Annotated in this window: 22 protein-coding genes and 1 tRNA gene; 9 read left to right on the top strand and 14 right to left on the bottom strand. The window is 71.1% G+C overall.

Annotated elements, in window-relative coordinates:
• Positions 1-32: 32 nt before the first annotated feature.
• Entirely contained in the window at positions 33-1,445 is a 1,413-nt protein-coding gene (locus Q8A52_RS06365) for a M1 family metallopeptidase (protein WP_316749715.1), read from the bottom strand.
• A 75-nt stretch (positions 1,446-1,520) separates the two neighbouring features.
• On the opposite strand from Q8A52_RS06365, the gene Q8A52_RS06370 reads away from it, so the two are divergent.
• Positions 1,521-2,021: a hypothetical protein gene (locus Q8A52_RS06370; RefSeq protein ID WP_316749981.1), complete on the top strand. Its 501-nt coding sequence runs from the start codon at positions 1,521-1,523 to the stop codon at positions 2,019-2,021.
• A 111-nt stretch (positions 2,022-2,132) separates the two neighbouring features.
• Here Q8A52_RS06370 and Q8A52_RS06375 read toward each other — a convergent pair whose 3' ends face one another.
• On the bottom strand, positions 2,133-2,807 hold the full coding sequence (locus Q8A52_RS06375; protein WP_316749717.1) for a pentapeptide repeat-containing protein: 675 nt from the start codon (positions 2,805-2,807) through the stop codon (positions 2,133-2,135).
• Positions 2,808-2,863: 56 nt separating this feature from the next.
• Between Q8A52_RS06375 and Q8A52_RS06380 the strand changes: the two genes are divergently transcribed.
• The 3 genes from Q8A52_RS06380 to Q8A52_RS06390 all read left to right on the top strand — a co-directional run bounded on the left by Q8A52_RS06380 (position 2,864) and on the right by Q8A52_RS06390 (position 6,704).
• Positions 2,864-4,099, top strand: a complete 1,236-nt coding sequence (locus Q8A52_RS06380) for an FAD-dependent oxidoreductase (protein ID WP_332845891.1) — start codon at positions 2,864-2,866, stop codon at positions 4,097-4,099.
• A 62-nt stretch (positions 4,100-4,161) separates the two neighbouring features.
• Positions 4,162-5,142: a zinc-binding dehydrogenase gene (locus Q8A52_RS06385; protein WP_316749720.1), complete on the top strand. Its 981-nt coding sequence runs from the start codon at positions 4,162-4,164 to the stop codon at positions 5,140-5,142.
• 56 nt (positions 5,143-5,198) lie between these two features.
• Positions 5,199-6,704 (top strand): MFS transporter, encoded by a 1,506-nt coding sequence (locus tag Q8A52_RS06390; RefSeq protein ID WP_316749722.1) that lies wholly within the window; start codon positions 5,199-5,201, stop codon positions 6,702-6,704.
• Here Q8A52_RS06390 and Q8A52_RS06395 read toward each other — a convergent pair.
• The 3 genes from Q8A52_RS06395 to Q8A52_RS06405 are packed head-to-tail and all read right to left on the bottom strand — an operon-like array spanning position 6,693 to position 9,220.
• Positions 6,693-7,175 carry a GNAT family N-acetyltransferase gene (locus tag Q8A52_RS06395; protein WP_316749725.1) on the bottom strand — a complete coding sequence of 161 codons (483 nt, stop codon included), beginning with the start codon at positions 7,173-7,175 and terminating at the stop codon, positions 6,693-6,695. The two genes, Q8A52_RS06390 and Q8A52_RS06395, sit on opposite strands and share 12 nt — an antisense overlap.
• 2 nt (positions 7,176-7,177) lie before the next feature.
• Positions 7,178-8,584, bottom strand: a complete 1,407-nt coding sequence (locus tag Q8A52_RS06400) for an NAD(P)/FAD-dependent oxidoreductase (protein ID WP_316749727.1) — start codon at positions 8,582-8,584, stop codon at positions 7,178-7,180.
• 9 nt (positions 8,585-8,593) lie between these two features.
• A complete protein-coding gene (locus Q8A52_RS06405; RefSeq protein ID WP_316749730.1) occupies positions 8,594-9,220 on the bottom strand; it encodes a rhomboid-like protein in 627 nt (208 codons plus the stop codon).
• A gap of 61 nt (positions 9,221-9,281) precedes the next feature.
• Here Q8A52_RS06405 and Q8A52_RS06410 point away from each other — a divergent pair, with 61 nt between their 5' ends.
• Positions 9,282-9,500 carry a hypothetical protein gene (locus tag Q8A52_RS06410; protein WP_316749732.1) on the top strand — a complete coding sequence of 73 codons (219 nt, stop codon included), beginning with the start codon at positions 9,282-9,284 and terminating at the stop codon, positions 9,498-9,500.
• Here the strand turns inward: Q8A52_RS06410 and Q8A52_RS06415 are convergent.
• Positions 9,497-9,631 carry a hypothetical protein gene (locus tag Q8A52_RS06415; protein WP_316749734.1) on the bottom strand — a complete coding sequence of 45 codons (135 nt, stop codon included), beginning with the start codon at positions 9,629-9,631 and terminating at the stop codon, positions 9,497-9,499. The genes Q8A52_RS06410 and Q8A52_RS06415 overlap by 4 nt on opposite strands.
• 573 nt (positions 9,632-10,204) lie before the next feature.
• Here Q8A52_RS06415 and Q8A52_RS06420 point away from each other — a divergent pair.
• Positions 10,205-11,263, top strand: a complete 1,059-nt coding sequence (locus tag Q8A52_RS06420; RefSeq protein ID WP_316749736.1) for a right-handed parallel beta-helix repeat-containing protein — start codon at positions 10,205-10,207, stop codon at positions 11,261-11,263.
• 42 nt (positions 11,264-11,305) lie between these two features.
• Positions 11,306-12,334, top strand: a complete 1,029-nt coding sequence (locus Q8A52_RS06425; RefSeq protein WP_316749738.1) for a methyltransferase — start codon at positions 11,306-11,308, stop codon at positions 12,332-12,334.
• Between the two features lie 85 nt (positions 12,335-12,419).
• Here Q8A52_RS06425 and Q8A52_RS06430 read toward each other — a convergent pair whose 3' ends face one another.
• The 7 genes from Q8A52_RS06430 to Q8A52_RS06460 are packed head-to-tail and all read right to left on the bottom strand — an operon-like array spanning position 12,420 to position 17,681.
• Complete coding sequence (locus Q8A52_RS06430) at positions 12,420-12,743, bottom strand: TcmI family type II polyketide cyclase (RefSeq protein ID WP_316749739.1); 324 nt, start codon at positions 12,741-12,743, stop codon at positions 12,420-12,422.
• A 22-nt stretch (positions 12,744-12,765) separates the two neighbouring features.
• Positions 12,766-13,245: an SRPBCC family protein gene (locus Q8A52_RS06435; RefSeq protein ID WP_316749741.1), complete on the bottom strand. Its 480-nt coding sequence runs from the start codon at positions 13,243-13,245 to the stop codon at positions 12,766-12,768.
• Position 13,246: 1 nt separating this feature from the next.
• The gene (locus Q8A52_RS06440; RefSeq protein WP_263210185.1) at positions 13,247-13,504 is read right to left on the bottom strand and encodes an acyl carrier protein; all 258 of its coding nucleotides are present in this window, start codon (positions 13,502-13,504) and stop codon (positions 13,247-13,249) included.
• Between the two features lie 60 nt (positions 13,505-13,564).
• Entirely contained in the window at positions 13,565-14,815 is a 1,251-nt protein-coding gene (locus Q8A52_RS06445) for a ketosynthase chain-length factor (RefSeq protein ID WP_316749745.1), read from the bottom strand.
• Complete coding sequence (locus tag Q8A52_RS06450) at positions 14,812-16,080, bottom strand: beta-ketoacyl-[acyl-carrier-protein] synthase family protein (RefSeq protein ID WP_316749747.1); 1,269 nt, start codon at positions 16,078-16,080, stop codon at positions 14,812-14,814. The genes Q8A52_RS06445 and Q8A52_RS06450 overlap by 4 nt, the downstream gene beginning before the upstream one ends.
• Positions 16,077-16,547, bottom strand: a complete 471-nt coding sequence (locus tag Q8A52_RS06455) for a cupin domain-containing protein (protein ID WP_316749749.1) — start codon at positions 16,545-16,547, stop codon at positions 16,077-16,079. Before Q8A52_RS06455 ends, Q8A52_RS06450 begins: the two co-directional genes overlap by 4 nt.
• Before the next feature lie 51 nt (positions 16,548-16,598).
• Entirely contained in the window at positions 16,599-17,681 is a 1,083-nt protein-coding gene (locus tag Q8A52_RS06460) for a SchA/CurD-like domain-containing protein (protein ID WP_316749751.1), read from the bottom strand.
• 211 nt (positions 17,682-17,892) lie between these two features.
• On the opposite strand from Q8A52_RS06460, the gene Q8A52_RS06465 reads away from it, so the two are divergent.
• Entirely contained in the window at positions 17,893-19,530 is a 1,638-nt protein-coding gene (locus Q8A52_RS06465) for an FAD-dependent oxidoreductase (protein WP_316749753.1), read from the top strand.
• A 65-nt stretch (positions 19,531-19,595) separates the two neighbouring features.
• Here Q8A52_RS06465 and Q8A52_RS06470 read toward each other — a convergent pair.
• Positions 19,596-19,669: transfer RNA gene (locus Q8A52_RS06470), tRNA-Thr, on the bottom strand.
• A 218-nt stretch (positions 19,670-19,887) separates the two neighbouring features.
• On the opposite strand from Q8A52_RS06470, the gene Q8A52_RS06475 reads away from it, so the two are divergent.
• A complete protein-coding gene (locus tag Q8A52_RS06475; RefSeq protein ID WP_316749755.1) occupies positions 19,888-21,024 on the top strand; it encodes an ABC transporter ATP-binding protein in 1,137 nt (378 codons plus the stop codon).
• Positions 21,025-21,225 lie beyond the last annotated feature (201 nt).

Raw genomic sequence — 21,225 nt, forward strand, 5'->3', positions numbered from 1 at the left:
GGCACACACGCCGGTGAAGGCCGGGCTGCCTCTCAGGGGTGGTCCGGCTTGCCGTTCCCGTACAGCCAGTCGGCCCAGATCGCGGCGAAGTTCTTGTCCGGCGCCATCTTCTCGACGTACGCCGTGAACTGGGCCGTGTCCGCGTTGCCGTGACGGTGGGCGGCCGCCCAGCCCTGGATGATGTCGTAGAAGGTGTCGTCGCCGACCTTCTGCCGGATCTTGTGCAGGACCATGGCGCCGCGCTCGTAGACCGGGCTGTCGGAGATGTGCGCCGCGCTCGACGGCTTCGCCGGCGGGTAGGCCCAGACGGCCTTGGCCCGGTCGGGGTCGTCGAAGTGGTCGCCGCTGTAGACCGCGTCGAAGGTCTGCTGCACGGTGTCGCCGCCGTGGTCCTCCTCCCACAGCCACTCCGCGTACGTCGCGAAGCCCTCGTTCAGCCACATGTCCCGCCAGCTCTTCGGCGTGACGGAGTCGCCGTACCACTGGTGGGCGAGCTCATGGACGAGGGTCCCGGTGTCGGGGGCGCCGGGGAAGACCGGGCGGTTCTGGGTCTCCAGGGCATAGCCGACGTCGTCGGGGCCGTCGACGATGGCGCCGGTGGAGGAGAAGGGGTACGGGCCGAAGTTGTACTCCTCCCACTCCATGATCTCGGGGATCTTCGCCAGCACCTTGCGGCTCGCCTCGGTCTGCTTCGGGTCGACGGCGACGTAGACGGGCAGGCCGCTCTTGGTGGTGTAGCGGGTGATGTCGTAGTGGCCGATGGCGACCATGGCGACATAGGTCGCCATCGGCTGGGCGGTGTGCCAGGTGAAGGTGGTGCGGCCGCCGGTCGTCCGCCGGCTCGTCAACTCCCCGTTGGAGACGGCCTGCAGACCCTTCGGCACGGTGACGGCTATGTCGTACGTCGCCTTGTCGGAGGGGTGGTCGTTGCCGGGGAACCACGCCATGGAGCCGGTGGGTTCGCCGAGGGCGAGCGCGCCGTCCGCCGTGCGCAGCCAGCCCTCCTCGGAGCCGTCCGGGTCGGTGATCTTCTCCGGGGTGCCGGAGTAGTGGACCGTGGTGCTGAAGGTCTCCCCCCTGTCCAGGTCGTCATGGGGGCGGACGGTCAGTTCCTGGCCGGAGCGGTTGAAGCGGGCGTCCTTGCCCTCCACGGTGACGTCCTCGACGTCCAGGCCCTTCAGATCCAGGTCGAAGGCGGACAGGTCCTGGGTGGCGCGGGCTGTGATCACCGCCTTGCCGGTGAGGCGGTGGGTGCCGGGGTCGTAGGAGAGGGTGAGGTCGTAGTGGGTGACGTCGTATCCGCCGTTGCCCGCCTTGGGGAAATACGGGTCGTGTACGCCGGAGCCGCCCGGGGTGCCCTGCACGCCGCCGTCGCATGCGGAAAGGACGAGCTGGAGGGCGATGGCGCCGGCGGCGACCGGGACAAGGCGCGCGGATCTGGACATGTCAGAGATCCTACGGTGCGGGGTGACGGTCGGGGCGTGCCGGTGACCGGATACGACCGTGACACCATCACGTACGTGCTCGACATCGGCTATGCCCTCTCCAACCGCTTCCCCGACCCGCCGCAGACGGACTACCGGCGCGCGGACGTCCATGCGCTGCGGCACGATCTGTTCTGCGGGGACGTGTATCTGGCCGACACCGAGACGGACCGGGAGCTGTCCACAGCCTGGGGATGGGTGCCGGTGCTGGACTTCGCGTGGGCGCTGTGCGACATCGTGGAGCGGATCGACCAGGACCCGGCGGGCTCCCGCGCCGCCCGCCCGCAGCGGGCGGAACTGGACTTCACCGAGTCGACCGACCGGATGCTCTTCGAGCGGCGCTTCGGGTGGGTGGACATCGAGTCCGACTGGATGCCGGCCGAGGAAGCTCCGCTCACCTTCTCCCACACGGAACTGCGCCGCGAGGCACGGGACTTCCTCCACGACCTGCTCGCCGACCTCACCGATCTGCACGAGTCCCTGGCCGAGAACCCGGCGATCTGGACGCTGCAGGCTCGCTTTCCCAGGCTGCCATGAGCTGCGGTGGCCGCCCTGGTGGCTGCCGCCCCAAGCCTCCCGCTCCGGCCTGAACGGCCTCGTCCTCGAGCTCCCCCGAGCTCTACGGGCAGGGGGTACCCCACGCGCTGGTCATTCCACCCGGATTCCCAGCTCCCCCGCCAGCACCGGCGCCAGATCCACCAGTTGGCCCGCGCTGATGACCGCCCCGGCCAGCCGCCCCACGCCCCGGGCGATGTCCAGCGAAGCGACCCCCCGCAGGTCCACGTCCGTCAGTGTCGCCCCGTTGAAGTCCACGCCCTTCAGCGCGCAGTCCACGAACTCGACCCGCTCCAGTCGCGCGTCCCCGAAGTCCGGCTCGACGAGGACGCAGCCCTCGAAGACGACGTCCTTGAGCTTCGCCTTGCGCAGGTTGAGACAGTCGATCTTTCCGCCGCGGATCAGCACGCGCTCCAGCACGGCACCGTGCAACTGCGTGCCGCCCAGTCGCGCGTCGACGAGTTCGACGTCACGCAGGGTCGACTCGGCGAGGTACGTGCCGACTCCCCTTGCCCCGGTGAGGACCGTGTCGAGGATGCGCGCGTGGTGCAGTCGCGTCTCGTCGAAGGCGCAGCCGGTCAGCGCGCAGTCCATGAAGCGGGCACCCCCGCCGTCCTGCCCGGCGAAGTCCGCCTCCCGGAAATCCAGCCCGTCGTAGTCCCCGTCCGGCTCCAGCCCGCCGCCGCCGTACGCCTCCAGTGGTGGCAGCCGCACCTCCGGCCGCCGCGCGGACCGCACCCCTGCCCCACCCGTCGCTCTCCTCGCCATGCCCCCATGCTGCACCCCACCACTGACAATCGCCCCGACCTGCACAGACACCGGCGATGTCACATTTCGGCGGCGCGGGCAGTCGTACCTGCAGAGAAGAGGCGACCCCGAGCAGAGGGAGACATCCGCCCATGCAACGAATCACCGTCGTCGGCGGCGGCCTCGCCGGACTCACCGCGGCGATCACCGCCGCCGAGGCGGGCGCCAAGGTCACCGTGTACGAAGCCCACCACACCCTCGGCGGACGGGCGCGGACCGCCGAGGGCCCGTACCGCACGAACGAAGGCCCGCACGCCCTGTACAACGGCGGCCCGCACTGGGTCTGGCTCAAGCAGCGCGACCTCATCGGGCCGGTCGCTCCGGTCCCGCCCCTGGAGGCGGCCCGGCTGCGGCTGCGCCATCACGGGGTCCTGCGCCGCACCCCGCCCTTCGCGATGCTCAAGCTGCTGCGCCGCAGCGCCCAACAGGCGCCCGTCGACGTCGACTTCATGAGCTGGGCGACACGGCAGGCGGGCGAGGAGGGGGCGCGCGCCGCCGCCAACTACTCGGCCGTCGCCCTCTTCCACCACGATCCGGGCGCGCTGTCCGCCGCCTTCGTGCAGCAACGTCTGCGCCGCGCCACCAAGCTGCCGCCGGAAGCGCACTATCCGCGCGGTGGCTGGGCCAATGTCATCGACCGGATGGCCGCACGGGCCTGGAACCTCGGTGTGCGGATGGAGACCCTGTCCCGGGTCGATGCCCTTCCCACCGGCACCCCCGTGGTCGTCGCCACCTCCCTCGAGGCGGCCCGGCGTCTGCTGAAGGACGACTCGCTGACCTGGACCGGTGGCCGTACCGCCCTCGTCGACCTCGCGCTGCGCACCCGGCGCGGTGACGCCTTCGCGGTGTCCGATCTCGACGCACCCGGGTGGCTCGAGCGGTTCACCGCGCAGGACCGTTCGCTCGCCCCGGCCGGTGAGCAGCTCGTGCAGGGGCAGATCCCGATCGGTCCCGGGGAGTCCCGGGCCGACGGCATCGCCCGTGCCGAGCGGCTGCTCGACCTCGCCTTCGACGGGTGGCGGGAGCGGGTCACCTGGCGGCGCGAGGCCCTCGCCAACGGCCGTACCGGAGCCGTGGACCTGCCCGGCACCAGCTGGCGCGACCGGCCCGCCATCGACCGGGGCGACGGCGTCTATCTCGCCGGTGACCAGGTCGCCGCCCCCGGCGTGCTGTCGGAGGTGTCCTTCAACAGCGCCCTCACCGCCGTGTCGCTGGCCCTCGGCCGGCACGCCCTTGACCTCAAGCATGCTTGAGGTTGAAGGGTGGACCCCGGACGACGAACGCAGCGACCGACGAAACGTCGATGGGGGTCCTCATGCACGCCATCCGCCTGCACGCCTTCGGCCCGGCCGGGAACCTCACCTACGAGCAGGTCGAGGACCCCGTGCCGGGCCCCGGCCAGGTCCGTGTCGCCGTCGCCGCGGCCGGTGTCCACCTCCTGGACACCGCCCTGCGGGAGGGCGTGCAGGGCCCGGCGCCCGCCCCGACACCGCTTCCCACCGTGCCCGGCCGCGAGGTCGCCGGTGTCGTCGAGTCCCTCGGCGAGGGCACGCCCGAGCGGTGGCTCGGCAGGCGCGTGGTCGCCCATCTCGGCTTCGCCCCGGGCGGCTACGCCGAGCTCGCCGTCACCGACGCCGGGCGGCTGCACGAGATACCGGACGGCCTCGACTTCGCCCAGGCCGTCGCCATGATCGGCACGGGGCGGACGACGCTGGGGATTGTGCGGTTCACCGAGCTCGGACCGGACTCGGTGGCCGTCGTCCCGGCGGCGGCCGGCGGCATCGGCACGCTGCTCGTGCAGTACGCCAAGAACGCCGGTGCCACGGTGATCGGTCTCGCCGGCGGCCCGGAGAAGGTGGCACGGGTGGCGAAGAACGGGGCCGACCTCGCCGTCGACTACCTGGGTGCGGCCTGGCCGGAGCAGGTCCGCGGGTATCTGGGCGAGCGGCCCGCGACCGTCGTCTTCGACGGGGTCGGCGGCGATGTCGCCCGCGAGGCGGTCGCCCTGCTCGGGCCCGGCGGGCAGCACCTCGTCTTCGGCTGGTCCGCGCAGGGGATCTCCGCCGGGCAGGGATATGTCGTCGACGGCGTCTCCGAGCAGGTCCTGGGCCCCGCGATACTGAAGCGGGCGGGTGGCCCCGACCCCGTACGCACCCTGGAACTGCGCGCGCTCGCCGAGGCCGCCGCGGGGCGGCTGACCCCCGCCGTGACGCGCTTCCCGCTCGCCGAGGCGGCCACCGCGCACCGGGCCCTGGAGGGGCGCGGCACCGTCGGGAAGGTGGTCCTGGAACCATGACCAGGCACAGAACACCCCGGGATGCAGTACATACCGATTCATGGTCTTCTGACCGCGTGCGTATCACCCGAACAGGTGAGTCCACCCCAGGATCCGAGGCCACCGACCCCCGCCGCTGGTGGGGCCTGGTGGTCATCGCGCTCGCACAGCTGATGGTGGTGCTCGACGCGACGATCGTGAACATCGCGCTCCCCTCCGCCCAGCGCGACCTGAACATGTCCGACGGCAACCGCCAGTGGGTCATCACCGCCTACACGCTGGCCTTCGGCGGCCTGCTCCTGCTGGGCGGCCGGATCGCCGACCGGGTGGGCCGGAAACGCACCTTCGTCATCGGCCTGATCGGCTTCGCGGCCGCCTCCGCGCTCGGCGGCGCGGCCACCGGCGCCGGCATGCTCTTCGGCGCCCGCGCCTTGCAGGGCGCCTTCGCCGCCGTGCTCGCCCCGTCCGCGCTCAGCCTGGTCACCACGACGTTCACCGATCCCAGGGAGCGCGGAAGGGCCTTCGGCATCTACGGCGCCCTCGCGGGCAGCGGCTCGGCGATCGGGCTCATCGTCGGCGGCCTGCTCACCGAGTATCTGAACTGGCGCTGGTGCCTGTACGTCAATGTGCCCATCGCGGTCGTCGCGGTCTTCGGCGCCCTGACCCTGCTCCACAGCCGCTCGGGCCACTCGGGCGTCCGGCTCGACGTGCCCGGCGCGGTGCTCGGCTGCGGCGGACTGGTCGCGGTCGTCTACGGGTTCAGCGAGGCCGAGCCGCGCGGCTGGACCGACCCGCTGGTGCTTGCCCTGCTCGGCACGGGCGTGCTGCTGCTCGCGGTGTTCGTGCGGTGGCAGACCCGGGCCCGGGTGCCGCTGCTCCCGCTGCACATCATCGAGGACCGCAACCGGTCCGGCTGCTTCCTGACCATGGCCCTCGCCGTCATCGGCGTGTTCGGCCTGTTCCTGTTCATGACCTACTACCTGCAGGTCATCCATGGCTACTCGCCGGTGCGCACGGGCCTGGCCTTCCTGCCGCTGACCGCCGCGATCGTCGTCGGCTCCACGCAGATATCGGCCCGGCTGCTGCCGTCCGTGGCGCCGCGCATGCTGATGGTCCCCGGGATGGTCTTCGCCGCCGGCGGGATGGTCATCCTGACCGGGCTGGCCGTCGGCTCCTCGTACGCCACCGAGATCCTGCCCGCCCTGCTGCTGATCGGCCTCGGCATGGGCCTGACCTTCATGCCGATCTTCGCCACGGCCACCGCGGGAGTCGCCCCGCAGGACGCGGGGGTCACCTCGGCGACCGTCAACACCTCGCAGCAGGTCGGCGGTTCGATCGGCACGGCGCTGCTCAACACGATCGCCACCACCAGCAGTACCGCCTATGTCGCCGCCCACCTGCACGACCCCGCCCAGCGGGCGACCGTGGTCCCCGAGGGCGTCGTGCACGGCTACACGGTCGCCATCTGGTGGGCCGCGGGCGTGATGCTCCTGGCGGGCCTGGTCGCGGGCCTGATGGTCACGTCGAAGCCGCCCACGCAAGCGGCCCCCGCGAACGCACCCGTTCCCGAGTCAGCGCTCTGACCCACCCAGCTCGGCCAGCGGCCCGTCGGTCAGCCGGTAGACCGTCCACTCGTCCTGCGGACGGGCACCGAGCGACTCGTAGAAGCCGATCGCGGGCCGGTTCCAGTCCAGGACCGACCACTCCAGACGCTCGTAACCCCGCTCCACACAGATCCGGGCCAGCCCGGCGAGCAGCGCCCGGCCGTGGCCGCCGCCGCGGGCCGAGGGGCGGACGTACAGGTCCTCGAGGTAGATGCCGTGGACCCCGCGCCAGGTGGAGAAGCTCAGGAACCACAGGGCGTATCCGACCGTCGTGCCGGTTGCCTCGTCCACCGCCACGTGCGCGAAGACCGCAGGACGCTCGCCGAAGAGGGCGCAGTGCAGCTGCTCCTCGGTCGCCCTCGCCTCCTGCGGGGCCTTCTCGTACTCGGCGAGCTCGCGGATCAGGGCGTGGATGACAGGTATGTCCGAGGGGGTCGCGGTGCGGATCATGGTCAGTGCCGTCCCGCCACCCGGTCGGCGATCCGGGCCAGTCGTGACGACTGCGAGCCCGGGTGGAGGCGCTCGCGTTCGTCGGCGGCGCGATAGGTGGCGTACATGCCCTGGACGCCGAGCCAGCGGAAGGGTTCGGGCTCCCACTTGCGCACCTTGTGGCCCACCCACGGCAGGTCGGTCAGATCGGTGCGCCCTGCCTGCCCGGAGTCCTGCTGGACCAGGTCGCACAGGGTGCGCCCGGCGAGATTGGTGGTCGCGACGCCCGAGCCGACGTACCCGCCCGCCCAGCCGAGTCCCGTCGAGCGGTCCAGGGTGACCGTCGAGCACCAGTCGCGCGGCACCCCGAGCACCCCGGACCAGGCGTGCTCGATGCGGACACCGGCCAGGCCCGGGAAGAACCGGACGAGGATCTCCCGCAGCGCCTCGATCGTCGCCTCCTGCGTCCGCCCGTCGTTGTCCGTCCGCGATCCGAAGCGGTACGGCACCCCGCGCCCGCCGAGCGCGATCCGGCCGTCGGCGGTGCGCTGGGCGTACATATAGGCGTGCGCCATGTCGCCCAGGGTCTCCCGGCCGTCCCAGCCGACGCTCTGCCACTGCTCGTCGGTGAGCGGCTCGGTGGCGATCATCGAGGAGTTCATCGGCAGCCAGGTGCGCCGGTGGCCCTTCAGGTTCGCCGTGAAGCCCTCGGTGCAGCGCAGGACGTAGGGGGCGCGGACCGTGCCGTACGGGGTCACGGCGTGCATCGGGCGGATCTCGGTCACCGGAGTCGACTCGTGGATGGTGACGCCGAGCGCCTCCACGGCGGCCGCGAGCCCCTTGAGCAGCTTGACCGGGTGCAGCCGGGCGCCGTGCGGGGTCCAGGTGGAGCCCACCGCGTCGGCGACCCGGATCCGCTCGCGCGTCTCGCGGGCGCCGTACAGCTCGCGGTCCTTCTCGCCGTACGACAGCTCGTGCTCGTGGAAGGCCTTCAGCCGCGCCAACTGTGCGGGCGTGGTCGCCACTTCCAGCACGCCGCCCTTGTGCAGGTCGGCGTCGATGCCCTCGGCCACGGTGACCGCGACGACCTCGTCGACGGTGTCGTTCATCGCCTTCTGCAGCCGCACCGCGGCCTCGTGGCCGTGCAGTTTCGCGTACCGGTCGCGGCCCGCGATGCCGTTGTAGAGCCAGCCTCCGTTGCGCCCGGAAGCGCCGTAGCCGCAGAACTTCTGCTCCAGGACGGTGACGCGGAGGAAGGGGGCGGCCTTCTTGAGGTAGTACGCGGTCCACAGCCCCGTGTAGCCGCCGCCGACGATCACGACGTCGGCGGTCGCGTCACCGGACAGCGGCTCCCGGACCTCCGGGAGGCCGTCGTCCGCGAACCAGAAGGAGATGCCACCGTTGACGACACTGCTTGCCGTGCTGCTCATGGCCGGACGTTAACCCCTGAGGGCGGCCAGTGTCTCCTTCGGATTCCATGCTTTTCCTCGGCCCCTGACCAGCGGATAGCAGGCGAGACCGATCAGGACCGCGACGAAATGCCCGAAGTCGGTGAAGGTGCGGTCGGTGTAGAGCGGGATTCCGTAGAAGACGAGCACGGCCAGCAGGTACAGATACCGCCAGGGCACGGCGAGCCGGTAGGTGAGCAGCCCGATGACGCCGGCCAGCGCGTAACTCACCCCGATGTCGAGGGTGTTGACCGCGGAGTGCGGGGCGATCCCGTCCCGGACCGCCTTCAGCAGCGCGCCCTCGCTGATCAGCGTTGCGAACACATGCGCGGCCACGCACACCGCCAGCCAGCGGGCGGTGCCGATCCAGCGTTCGGCCTGGGCGTGGAAGACCGTGAACAGGATCGCGTACGGCACCCAGTGCCCGCCGTCGATCCACATGGCGCTGGTGATCAGCACCCGTACGGGGTTCTGCGACAGCTCGTGGATGTTGGTCGAGCGCTGCCGCAGGAAGTCCTCCTCGAAGTCCGGCGACATGTGGTGCAGGGCGACGGTGGAGACGAACAGGATCAGCAACCAGACATAAGTCCCCGGGGCGCTGCGGACGTAGGCCGTCACCGCCCGGAGCCCACGTCGAAATCGGATGACCCTGTTCACACCTGTAAGTATCGTCGGGAAAGTGATCGAGGTGCCCGGCGAGCCGGCCGCTTCACAGCAGAAATTCAATGGGGATGCGGGGCGGGCGTTCATCGCGGACCCGCCCCGGCGGGCGGAGGAGTTCCTCCGGTGGTGGGGGCTGCGGTTCGACGGGCCCGCCAGGCACGCTGGTCCTTCCGGTGGTCGTGCCAACCGCACTCCGGCCGCGCTGAAGCTCCAGCCGCTGGACGCCGAGAGCTAGGGCGAGCCGCTCGCCCTGCGGGCCTGGGGCGGCGACGAGGCCGTACGGCTGCTGGAGCACGACGAGCCCAGCTGCACGCTGCCGCCGGAGCGGCTGGACGAGAGCCGGGCGCCGACGGACCTGCCGGACACGCGTGAGGCCGTGCGCGTCATCTACGGGCTGCCGGCCCGGCTGACCGCCGCAGCGGCCCCGCCGGGGCTGCGACGCCTCGGGGACATCACGCGGGCCATGCCGGAACAGATGCCGTGGGCGCTGGAGCGGGAGCCGATCCGGCCGACCGGCGGCTCCTCGCGGTCCGTGCGGCGCCGTGCGGGAGGTCGTGAGCGAGCCCGGGGACCGGGTGCCGCACGGGGACCTGCGCTACGACAACGTCCTGACGGCCGAACGGGCGGACGGGTCGCCATCGACCCCAAGCCGCTCGCGGGCAATCCCGGCTTCGAACTGCTGCCGGCGATCGACAACCGCTACGACCCCGGCTACACCGTCCGGCGCTTCGACGCGTTGCCGGACCTGCCGGCGATCGACCGGGAGCGGCCCCGGGCATGGACGCTGGGGCGGTGCCGCGGAACTGTCTGTGGGAGATCGAGGGCGGCCGCCCTCCGGAGGCAGTGCAGCTGGGGATGGGGCGAGCGCTGCGCGGGTGACACGCCACCAGAAGGTCTATACACCACGTTTATCAACTAATCGGCCATAGCGTACAGGATATGACGAAATGCCATCTCGCATATCTGGCGTGCGCCGCCGCGCTCATCGGAACGGGGCTCGGCGCCACTCCGGCGGCCGCTGTCCCCAGGACCTTCCTGGTCCACCAGGGGGAATCGATCCAGAAGGCGGTGGACGCCGCTCGGGCGGGAGACACCGTCCTGGTGACCCCCGGCACCTACCACGAGAGCGTCACGGTGAGCACGTCCCGGCTGACCCTGCGCGGCATGGGCCCGGGCACGGTGATCGAGCCCGCCGCCAAGGCCTCCAGCACCTGCGCCAAGGGCGGCAACGGCATCTGCGTGGTGGGCGCGGCGAACCGCGCCGTCGAGGGCGTCACCGTCTCCCACCTGACCGTGACCGGCTTCGCCAGGACCGGGGTGCTCGGCCAGGCGACCGACGGGCTGACCGTGCGCAAGGTGTACGCGGTCGGGAACGGCGTCTGGGGCATCGCCCAGGAGCAGTCGGTGCGCGGCGTGTTCCGGAACAACTACCTGCGCAACAACGGCGACGCGGGCCTGTTCCTCGCCAACACCATCTCGAAGGAACAGGGCGCCACGGACACCCGCGGAACGGTGGTCCAGCAGAACCGCATGGAGGGCAACCGGATCGGCCTGACCGTCCGGCGCCTGCGGAACCTCTCCGTCACGGGCAACTACGTCACCGGCAACTGCGCGGGCGTCTTCGTCGTCGGCGACGAGAACGTGCCGCGGGCCGGGGCGCTGACGGTGGCGAACAACGTGGTCACCACCAACAACAAGGCCTGCCCCAAGACCCCGCGGCTGCCCGCGCTCCAGGGCTCCGGCATCGTGCTGACCGGGGTGGAGAACACCCAGGTGAACCGGAACCTGGTCACGGGCAACTCCGGCAAGTCCCCGCTGTCGGGCGGGATCGTGCTGTTCAAGAGCTTCGTGGGCGTCATCAGCGAGCGGAACCGGATCAGCGAGAACGCGCTGAGGGGCAACGCCCCGGCCGACCTGGTCAACCAGGAGCACACCAAGAGCAACAACACCTTCCAGGGCAACTCCTGCACGGCCTCGAAGCCCTCGGGGCTGTGCTGACCGGCCGTACCCCCGCGTACATCCAAGGAAGGAAGGCGGCACATGACGACCGCTGAAACCGCCCCACCGCCGTCCATGCGGCTCAGAGAGCTCGTGTTCGGCGCGGCCTGCGCCGCCGCCGTCCGCGCGGCAGCCCGGCTCGGGGTCGCCGACGCCCTCGGCCAGGCCCCGATGGCCGTGGAGGACCTCGCGGCCGCGGTGAAGACCGAGCCCAGGCCGCTGCGCCGGCTGCTGCGGGCCCTGTCCTGCTACGGCGTCTTCGCCGAGCGGCCGGACGGCATGTTCGCGCACACCGAGATGTCCAAGCTGCTGCGCGAGGACGACCCGAACAGCCTGCGCTACATCTCGCTGTGGTGCACCGAGCCGTGGACCTGGGACGCCTGGCCCAGGCTGGACGAGGCCGTGCGCACCGGCAGCAACGTCGTCGAGGACCTGTACGGCAAGGAGTTCTTCGAGTACCTCAACGAGGACGCCCCGGAGTCGGCCGACGTCTTCAACCGGGCGATGACCACGTCCAGCGAGCAGTCGGCGCGCGATGTCGCGGCCCTGCTGGACCTGTCGGGCAGCAAGTCGGTCGCGGACATCGGCGGCGGCCAGGGGCATGTGGTGGCCTGCCTGCTGGACAAGTACCCCTCGATGCACGGCAGTCTGCTCGACCTGCCCCGCGTCGTGGAGAACGCCGTGCCGCGGCTGCGCGAGGGCGGTGACCTCGCCGACCGCGCCCGGATCGTGCCCGGCGACGTCCGCGCGGCGATCCCGGTCAAGGCCGACGTCTACATCATCAAGAACATCCTGGAGTGGGACGACGAGAGCACGGCGCGCACGCTGCGCAACGTCATCGGGGCCGGTGGCCCCGGAACGCGCGTCGTGGTGATCGAGAACCTCGTCGACGACACCCCGTCGATGCGCTTCAGCACCGCGATGGACCTGCTGCTGCTGCTCAACGTCGGCGGGGCGAAGCACACCACCGAGAGCATGGTGAGCCGGCTGACCGCGGCGGGCGTGGTCGTCGACGGCATGACTCCGTTCACCCCCTCTCTGCACGCGTTCGACTGCCACGTACCGGGGTGACCGCACACCCCCGCAGACCACCGGTCGCCGGGCCCGCGACGCTGCGGGCCCGGCGACCGGTGGCCGTTCGGGGGGACCGGACGGCTCAGGGGCGCTCCCAGACGTAGAAGCGGCGTGCCATGGCGTCCTTCGGCGAGCGCCAGGTCTCCGGGTCGTACGCGCTGACGTACGCCGACAGCCGCTCGCTGATGTCCCGGAACTCGGGGTGCTCGGTCACCTTGGCGATGGCGGGTCCGGGCTCGCGCTCGGACTCGACGAGGTGCATGTACACGTCGCCGAACTGGAAGAGGCTGCGCCGTACGACACCGACGAGGTGCGGCAGCTCTCCCCGGTCGGACTCCTCGAACACCTTGGCGATGTCGGGGGCCGAACCGGGGGCCATGCGGGCGACGATGAGGGCCTGATGCATCGGAACGTGTCCTCCGTCCGGCTCAGTCGGCCAGGGCCGGCGCGGGCCGGTGTCCGGCGGCGGCCTTCTCGACCTTGTCCCGGATCAGGGCCATCTGGACCTTGGAGTTCCGGTTGATGTTGTCGGTCATCCACTCGTCGTCGACCGGGGCGTCCGGCTTCATCTCGAAGTCCTGCGTCCAGACCATCCGGGTGCCCGCGGGCACCTCCTCGTACTGCCAGTGGATGTTCATGTACGCGAAGGGCCCGGTCTCGACACGACGGGCCCTGACCGTGAGGGTGTCGCGGTCCGGCTCCCGCTCCGAGACCCAGCTCCAGACGGTGCCGTTCTCGTCCGGGTGCATGGTCAGCCGGAAGGTCGTCTTCGCGCCCTCCCGGGAGATGACCTCGCAGGCCGCGTACTCGCTGAACAGCTGCGGCCACTTCTCCAGGTCGTTGGTCATGTCCCAGACGAGGTCCAGCGGGGCGGCGATGGTGATCTCGTTCTGCGTGTGTCCGGCCATGTCAGGCTCCTGCCATGAGAGTGCTGTTGATGAGGTCGAGGAACTGCCGGGGGGTCTTGCAGCGCTCCGCGTCGGGCGGCATCGGCGTGCCGTGACGGTTCTCCAGTTCGCCCACGATGCCGAGCAGGCCGAGCGAGTCGATACCGAGGACGTCGAAGCCCACGTCGCTCTGCTGCTCGAGATCCTGCGGGGCGACGGTGACCCCGGCGGCCTTCTTCATGAGCCCGGCCAGTTCTTCCACGGTGATTTGGGCAGTCATGCGGTTCCTCTCCTTTGCTGCGAGGCAGTGCTGCGGCGCTCCCCGCGACGAGGCGCCCCGCTACGAGGCGTCGGCGGCGCAGTGCCGGAGCACCAGCGCCGAGTTCGACCCCATGAGTCCCCGGCTGAGGACCAGCGCCGTGCGCAGTTCGGCGGCGCGGGCGCGTCCGGTCACGAGGTCGAGGTCGTGGCAGACGTCGAAGACGTTGGGGGTGGGTGGGATCAGTCCGTGCTCCATCGCGAGCACGGCCGCAGCGGTGTCCAGCACGGGCGCGGCGCAGTAGCCCCGGCCGGTGCCGGTCTTCGGCGCGGTGACCGGCACCCGCCTGCCGTGCGTGCCCAGGACGTCGGCGATGGCCAGCGCCTCGGCGCGGTCCGCCTCCGGCACCCCGAGGGCGTCGGCGAAGACCACGTCGATCTCCTCGGGGGCGCAGCCGGCCTCGTCCAGGGCTCCCCGCACGGCCTGGGCGAGCCCCTCCCGGGTCTCGGCCCAGCGGGAGGCCCCGGTGAACGTCGCCGCGTGCCCCGCGACGAGCGCCCGGACCCGGACGCCCCGTTCGCGCGCCGCGTCCGCCGCCTCCACGACGAGCATCGCGCCGCCCTCGGCGGGCACGAATCCGCAGGCCGCGGTGGTGAACGGACGGTAGGCACGGGTGGGGTCCTCGACGGTGCTGAGCTCCTCGTAACCGAGCTGGCAGACCATCGAGTACGGGGCCAGCGGCGCCTCGGTCGAGCCGGCCACGATCACATCGGTGCCGCGCCGCACGGCCCGCGCCGCATGGGCGACGGCATCCAGCCCGCCCGCCTCGTCGGCGGCCACGACCGAGCACGGGCCCTTGAAGCCGCGGCGGATGGAGATCTGACCGGTGCTGGCGGCGTAGAACCAGGCGATGGACTGGTACGGGCCGACGAACCGGCTGCCCTTTCCCCACAGTTGCTGCAGCTCCCGCTGGCCGAACTCGCCGCCGCCGGAGCCGGCCGCGGTGACCACGCCGATGGAGAACGGCGCGTCGGCGGTGTAGGCCGGCCCGAGGCGGGCGTCGTCCAGCGCCAGGTCGGCAGCGGCCATGGCGTAGTGCGTGAACCGGTCGGTCTGGACGAGGTAGCGCTCCTCGACCGCCGCCGCCGGGTCGAAGGCGCGGACCTCGCCGGCCACCTTCAGCGGCAGATGCCCACAGCCCTCGCGGGTGATCCGGTCGAGGACGCTGAGCCCTTCCTGGGTGGCCTTCCAGAAGGTGTCGGTGCTGGTTCCGTTGGGCGCGACCACACCGATGCCGGTGATGGCCGCGCGCCGTTCATGGGGTGCGCTCATCGTGCCTTCTCCCTGGGACGGGTCAGGATCACCGCGGACTGGAACCCGCCGAACCCGCTGCCCACGGAGAGCACGCTGTCCAGCTTCCGTTCGCGGGCGACGCGCGGGACGTAGTCCAGGTCGCACTCGGGGTCGGGGGTCTCGTAGTTCGCGGTCGGCGGCACGACCTGCTTGGCCAGCGCCAGCACACAGGCCACGACCTCGATCGCGCCGATCGCCCCGAGGGAGTGCCCCACCATGGACTTGATGGAGCTCATGGGCGTGCCGTAGGCGTGGTCTCCGAGTGCCCGCTTCACGGCCGCCGTCTCGTGGCGGTCGTTCTGCCGGGTGCCCGAGCCGTGCGCGTTGACGTAGTCGATCGCGGAGCCGTCGAGCCGGGAGTGGTCGAGGGCGACCTCGATCGCCCGGGCCATCTCCAGGCCCTCACTGGTCAGGCCGGTCATGTGGTAGGCGTTGCCGTAGGTGGCGTAGCCGCTGAGCTCGCAGTACACGTGCGCGCCTCGGGCCCGCGCGTGTTCCAGCTCCTCCAGGACGAGCACCGCGCCGCCCTCGCCCATGACGAACCCGTCACGGTTGTTGTCGAAGGGCCGGGAGGCGTGTGCCGGGTCGTCGTTGTTCGGCGACGTGGCCTTGATCGCGTCGAAGCAAGCCATGGTGATCGGTGAGATCGGCGAGTCCGACGCGCCTGCTATGCAGATGTCGGCACGGCCCTCCTCGACGGTGTGGAAGGCGTATCCGACCGCGTCCAGGCCCGAGGTGCAGCCCGTGGAGACGGTCTGCACCGGCCCCTGCGCGCCGAACCGTTCCGCCACCGCGGAGGCCAGCGTGCTGGGCGAGAACGCCCGGTGCAGCTGGGGTTCCGCCTCCCGGTGGTCCACGTCCCAGCGCTGCCCTCGGTGGCTGACCAGAACGTAGTCGTGCTCCAGACGGGTGGTGCCGCCGACCGCGGTCCCCAGGGAGACCCCGACCCGCCAGGGGTTCTCCCCGGCGAGGTCGAGGCCGGAGTCCCGGACGGCCTCGTCCCCGGCCACCAGGGCGAACTGGATGTACCGGTCCGCCCGCTCGATCTGCTCGGCGTCCAGGCCATGCACCACGGGGTCGAAGTCGCACTCCGCGGCTATCTGCGAGCGCAGGCCTGTCGGGTCGAAGAACGTGATGCCCCGCGTCGCGGTCCGGCCGTTGGCGAGCAAATCCCAGAACGCCGGTACGCCGATCCCGCCCGGAGCCACGATGCCTATGCCGGTGACCGCCACGCGCCGGGTCATGACCGGACCCGGCCTCGGTCGGCCGAGCGGTCGGCGCCCGCCCCGGCTCCCTCCGTGACGACGGCGGCGGCACCGATGACCTCGGTCTCCTCCGTGTCGACATGACCCAGCTGCGGACGCGGCGCCAGCGGACCCAGGTGGAAGACGATGCGCGCCTCCACATTGCCGACGTTGCGGAAGCGGTGACGCATGTGGGCGGGGATCATCAGGCCCTGCTCCGGCTGCAGCGCCTGCGGCTCGCCGTCCAGGTCCACCTCCAGCTGCCCGCAGACGACGTACACGAACTCCTCGGAGTAGGGGTGGTAGTGCTCACCGATGCGGTCGCCGGGCTGCACGATGGCCACTCCCATGAAACCGCTGGTCGATCCCACCGTGGTCGGGGTGAGCATGGCGCGCAGATCACCGCCGCGCCGGACATTGGGCTCGACCTCGCTGAGGTCCACGATTCTCGGACGGGATTTGATCACGACGTTCCTCCGATGGGTGTGCTGCGTCGGCATAGGGGCGTGGCCACCGGGTCAGGCGTCCGGCGAGCGGCGGTCGGTGATGAGGTCCATGCGGACCGCGGCGCCGTAAAGGAGCTTCTTCAGCTCGGCGGCCTGCGCGGACTCCGGCAGGGCGGGGTCGACACCGCCGGCGCCGCGCACATCGACCAGCCGCACCACGACGTCGTCGCGCTGGAAGATCGTGCTGCGCAGGACCGGGCTCACCGGGTCCTCGGCCGACGCCTCGTCGTGCTGGGCGAGCAGCTCGGCCAGCCGCATGCCGTTGCCGGGCTTCGCCGGGTAGTACAGCGCGTGCCGCTCGCCGTCGTGCAGCTCCTCCGCCGTCACGTGGTGCACCGCGGGCAGCGCCGCCCGGGTGAAGAAGACCCGCGCCGACTCCTGGTCTTTGAGGTCCCGCTCCTGCTCCAGGTACGGGTTGATGGCCTCCTCCACGGCACGCACCTCGGGCTGGCGGGCCACGTGGCGCAGGGCCGCGAGCAGGTCGCCGCGCACCTCGATGGCCCGTACGACCCGGTTGCCGTGCATGAACAGGGAGGTGCGGCACAGCCGCGTGGTGTCATCGACACGGGCCTCGGGCGAGGCGTAGTTCGCGAGGATCCTCGCGACCTCCGGCTCGCTGCCCGGCTTGACCGTGAAGGTCAGGGCGTGGCGGATCACGCCGTCGCCGATCCGCGGCCGGGTCTGGAGCCGGCGCTGCGACGCCCTGGCGCCGGTCGCCTCGCCGCCGGTCTCGCGGACGACGTGGAAGCGCAGCGACCGGGTGTCGCGGACGCAGCTGTGCAGCGGCTGCACCATCCGCACGTGCTCCTCGCTGTTCACCCAGGCGAGGAACGGCGGAGCGCTTTCCCACTCACTCGTGATGAGCCATTGGGATGGATTCTCGATCGACTGGCAGAGTTGGTCGCTGACATGGCCGGGCACGGACGCAACCTGGTTGCACAGCTGCTCGTAGGCCTCCAGGAACTGCTGCTGGGCTCCGTCGTACACGTCGACCAGCAGGACGACCCGCAGCCGGGAGCCGTCGAACACGGACTGGGAGACTTTCGACACCTGTCGCGACGGCGTTTCTGAAACACGCTCAGACGTAGTGGTCATCCTGCGCACATCTCCTTCACAGGGCAGGGGCGGACGTCGGCCGCGGGTGACGCGACGTCAGCGTTCCTTGATCCTGTGCCGGTCCCCAGCAGTGCGCGACTCGTATGAACCACGTGGGTGATTGGGCGTGCCGAGGCGCTCCCACAAGGCCCGAGAGGGCATGGAAACTCACAGGCGCCTCATGCGCGCACCCCTGCCTCTGGAGGCTTCGATGCATCGAAAAGCCGACCACCGGGTCCCCGTCCTCATCGTGGGCGGCTCTCTGGTGGGCCTGTCCATGTCCCTTTTCCTGGGCCGTCTCGGTGTGCGGCACATGCTCGTCGAGCGGCACTCAGGCACCTCCCACCACCCGCGCGGACGCGGCAACAACGTCCGGACGATGGAGCTGTTCCGAGTGGCGGGCATCGAGCCGGACATCCATACGGCGGCCTCGTTGCTCGCGGACAACCACGGCATCCTGCAGGCCCCGACGCTGGTCGGCGACGCCGGGGAGTGGCTGTTCAAACACATCGACCCCAGCGGTGGACTGGCGAAGTTCAGCCCCACGGGGTGGTGCCTGTGCAGCCAGAACGATCTGGAGCCGGTACTGCTGGACAGCGCCCGCAAGCTCGGCGGCGACCTGCGCTACTCCCATGAGATGGAGGCCTTCGAGCACGACGCCGAAGGGGTGACGGCGATCGTCCGGGACCGCGGCACCGAGGAGCGCTACACCGTCCATGCGGACTACCTCGTCGCCGCCGACGGCCCGCGCAGCCCCGTCCGCAACCGGCTCGGCATCCACCAGACCGGGCCGGGCGACCTGTTCGCCAACGTCAGCGTCACCTTCCGGTCCAAGCTCCTTGCCGATGTGGTCGGCGACCGGCGTTTCATCTGCTGCTATCTCACCGACCCCGAGGCCGACGGCGCCCTGCTGCCCGTCGACAACAAGGAGCGCTGGGTCTTCCACGCCCCCTGGCACCCCGAGCGCGGCGAGACGCTCGACGAGTTCACCGAGGACCGGCTCGCCCGGCACATCCGCCGTGCGGTCGGCGTCCCCGACCTCGATGTGGAGCTCACCGGCAAGGCGTCCTGGCGGGCCGCCGAACGCGTCGCCGACCGGTACCGGGAGGGGCGGGTGTTCCTCGCCGGGGACTCCGCCCACGAGATGTCCCCGACCGGCGCCTTCGGCTCCAACACCGGCATCCAGGACGCGCACAACCTCGCCTGGAAGCTCGCCGCCGTGCTCGAGGGCTGGGCGGGCCCGCACCTGCTGGAGACCTACGACACCGAGCGCCGCCCGGTGGCCGTCGCCACCAGCGCCCGCGCCTCGGCCCGCTCCGTGGAGCACAGCCACCCCGGCTTCTCGCCGAGCCCCGGCGTGGGCAACAAGAAGGGCGGCATCCTGCCCGTCGTCCTCGGCTACTGCTACCCGAAGGGCGCCGTCATCGACGCCGACCCGGCGCAGCCGGTGGTGCCCGAGGGCATGGACCTCGCCGGCCGGCCCGGCAGCCGGGCCCCCCACCTGTGGCTGCACCGCGCCGGCGAGCGGATCTCCACGATCGACCTCTACGAGCGTTCACTGGTCCTGCTCACCGACGCACCGGACGACGCGGGCTGGCACGCCGCCGCCCGCCGGGTCGCCGACCGGGACGGCGTACGGCTCGACGCGTACCGGATCGGCCCGGGCCCCGACGCCGACCTGACCTACGACTCCGGCACCGACGACTGGGCACGGGTCCACGGCACCACGGCCGACGGAGCGGTCCTGGTACGCCCGGACGGATTCGTGGCCTGGCGGGCACCGGGCGCCGTACCGGACCCGGAGGCGGCCCTGCGCAAGGTCCTCGCGACCCTCCTGCGCACGGGCTGACCGCCCGCCCCACGAACGCCGAAGGCCACCCGCACAGAAATCTGCGGGTGGCCTTCGGCGTACGGAGCCCCCTGTCGGATTCGAACCGACGACCTTCGCTTTACAAGAGCGGCGCTCTGACCAGCTGAGCTAAGGAGGCCTGTACGCGTGCGTGGTGCGTACGTGCCCGTGCAGTGTACCCAGGTCCCCGGGGCGTCTCGTCGAAAATTTCCGCGAAGTTCACAGTCCTCCAGCTACTGACAGACCGGTGAACGCCAGGTACCGTCCTGACCCAGTCCACTCTTGTGGACTACACCAACCACCTTCCTACTCGGATCGTCCGGCACGTTCCTGCCGGTAGAAGGGGGCCCATTCACCATGGCCACTGTCACGTTCGACAAGGCGACCCGGATCTACCCGGGTTCCACCAAGCCCGCCGTCGATGGTCTCGACATCGCGATCGAGGACGGCGAATTCCTCGTCCTGGTCGGTCCGTCCGGCTGCGGCAAGTCCACCTCGCTCCGCATGCTCGCGGGGCTCGAGGACGTCAACGCCGGCGCCATCCGCATCGGCGACCGCGACGTCACCCACCTGCCGCCGAAGGACCGGGACATCGCCATGGTGTTCCAGAACTACGCGCTCTACCCGCACATGTCGGTCGCCGACAACATGGGCTTCGCGCTCAAGATCGCCGGCGTCAACAAGGCGGAGATCCGGCAGAAGGTCGAGGAGGCCGCGAAGATCCTCGACCTCACCGAGTACCTGGACCGCAAGCCGAAGGCCCTGTCCGGCGGTCAGCGCCAGCGTGTCGCCATGGGCCGCGCCATCGTGCGTGAGCCGCAGGTCTTCCTCATGGACGAGCCGCTGTCCAACCTGGACGCCAAGCTCCGTGTCTCCACCCGTACGCAGATCGCCTCGTTGCAGCGCCGTCTCGGCATCACCACCGTCTACGTCACCCACGACCAGGTCGAGGCCATGACGATGGGCGACCGCGTGGCGGTCCTCAAGGACGGTCTGCTCCAGCAGGTCGACTCGCCGCGCAACATGTACGACCGCCCGGCCAACCTCTTCGTCGCGGGCTTCATCGGCTCCCCCGCCATGAACCTGGTGGAGGTCCCGATCACCGACGGCGGCGTGAAGTTCGGCAACAGCGTCGTCCCGGTCAACCGCGAGGCCCTCAAGGCCGCCGCCGACAAGGGTGACCGCACCGTCACGGTCGGCGTCCGCCCCGAGCACTTCGACGTGGTCGAGCACAACGGCGCCGCCGCCTCCGCCCTGTCCAAGGACACCGAGGACGCCCCGGCGGGTCTCGCGGTCTCCGTGAACGTCGTCGAGGAGCTGGGCGCCGACGGCTACGTCTACGGCAGCGCCGAGGTCGGCGGCCAGACGAAGGACCTGGTGGTCCGCGTCAACGGCCGTCAGGTCCCGGAGAAGGGCGCGCAGCTGCACGTCGTGCCGCGGCCGGGCGAGACCCACGTGTTCTCGACCTCCACGGGCGAGCGCCTCTCCGACTGACACCGGCTGACACCGTCCGGCACCGTCCGGCACGGTCGCTCGGACCGCGCATGGAGTGGAACAACCCCGGGTAATTCACCCAGGTTGACGATGAGGGCCCCGCAGACCGCTGCGGGGCCCTTTCCATCGCCGCCGGATACCCCGGCAAGACCGTTCATTTCGATCGGCGTACGTCAACCCGTCACCCGTGAGGGGGCACGA

The sequence above is a fragment of the Streptomyces herbicida genome, from assembly GCF_032656585.1.
GTDB classification, from domain to species: domain Bacteria; phylum Actinomycetota; class Actinomycetes; order Streptomycetales; family Streptomycetaceae; genus Streptomyces; species Streptomyces herbicida.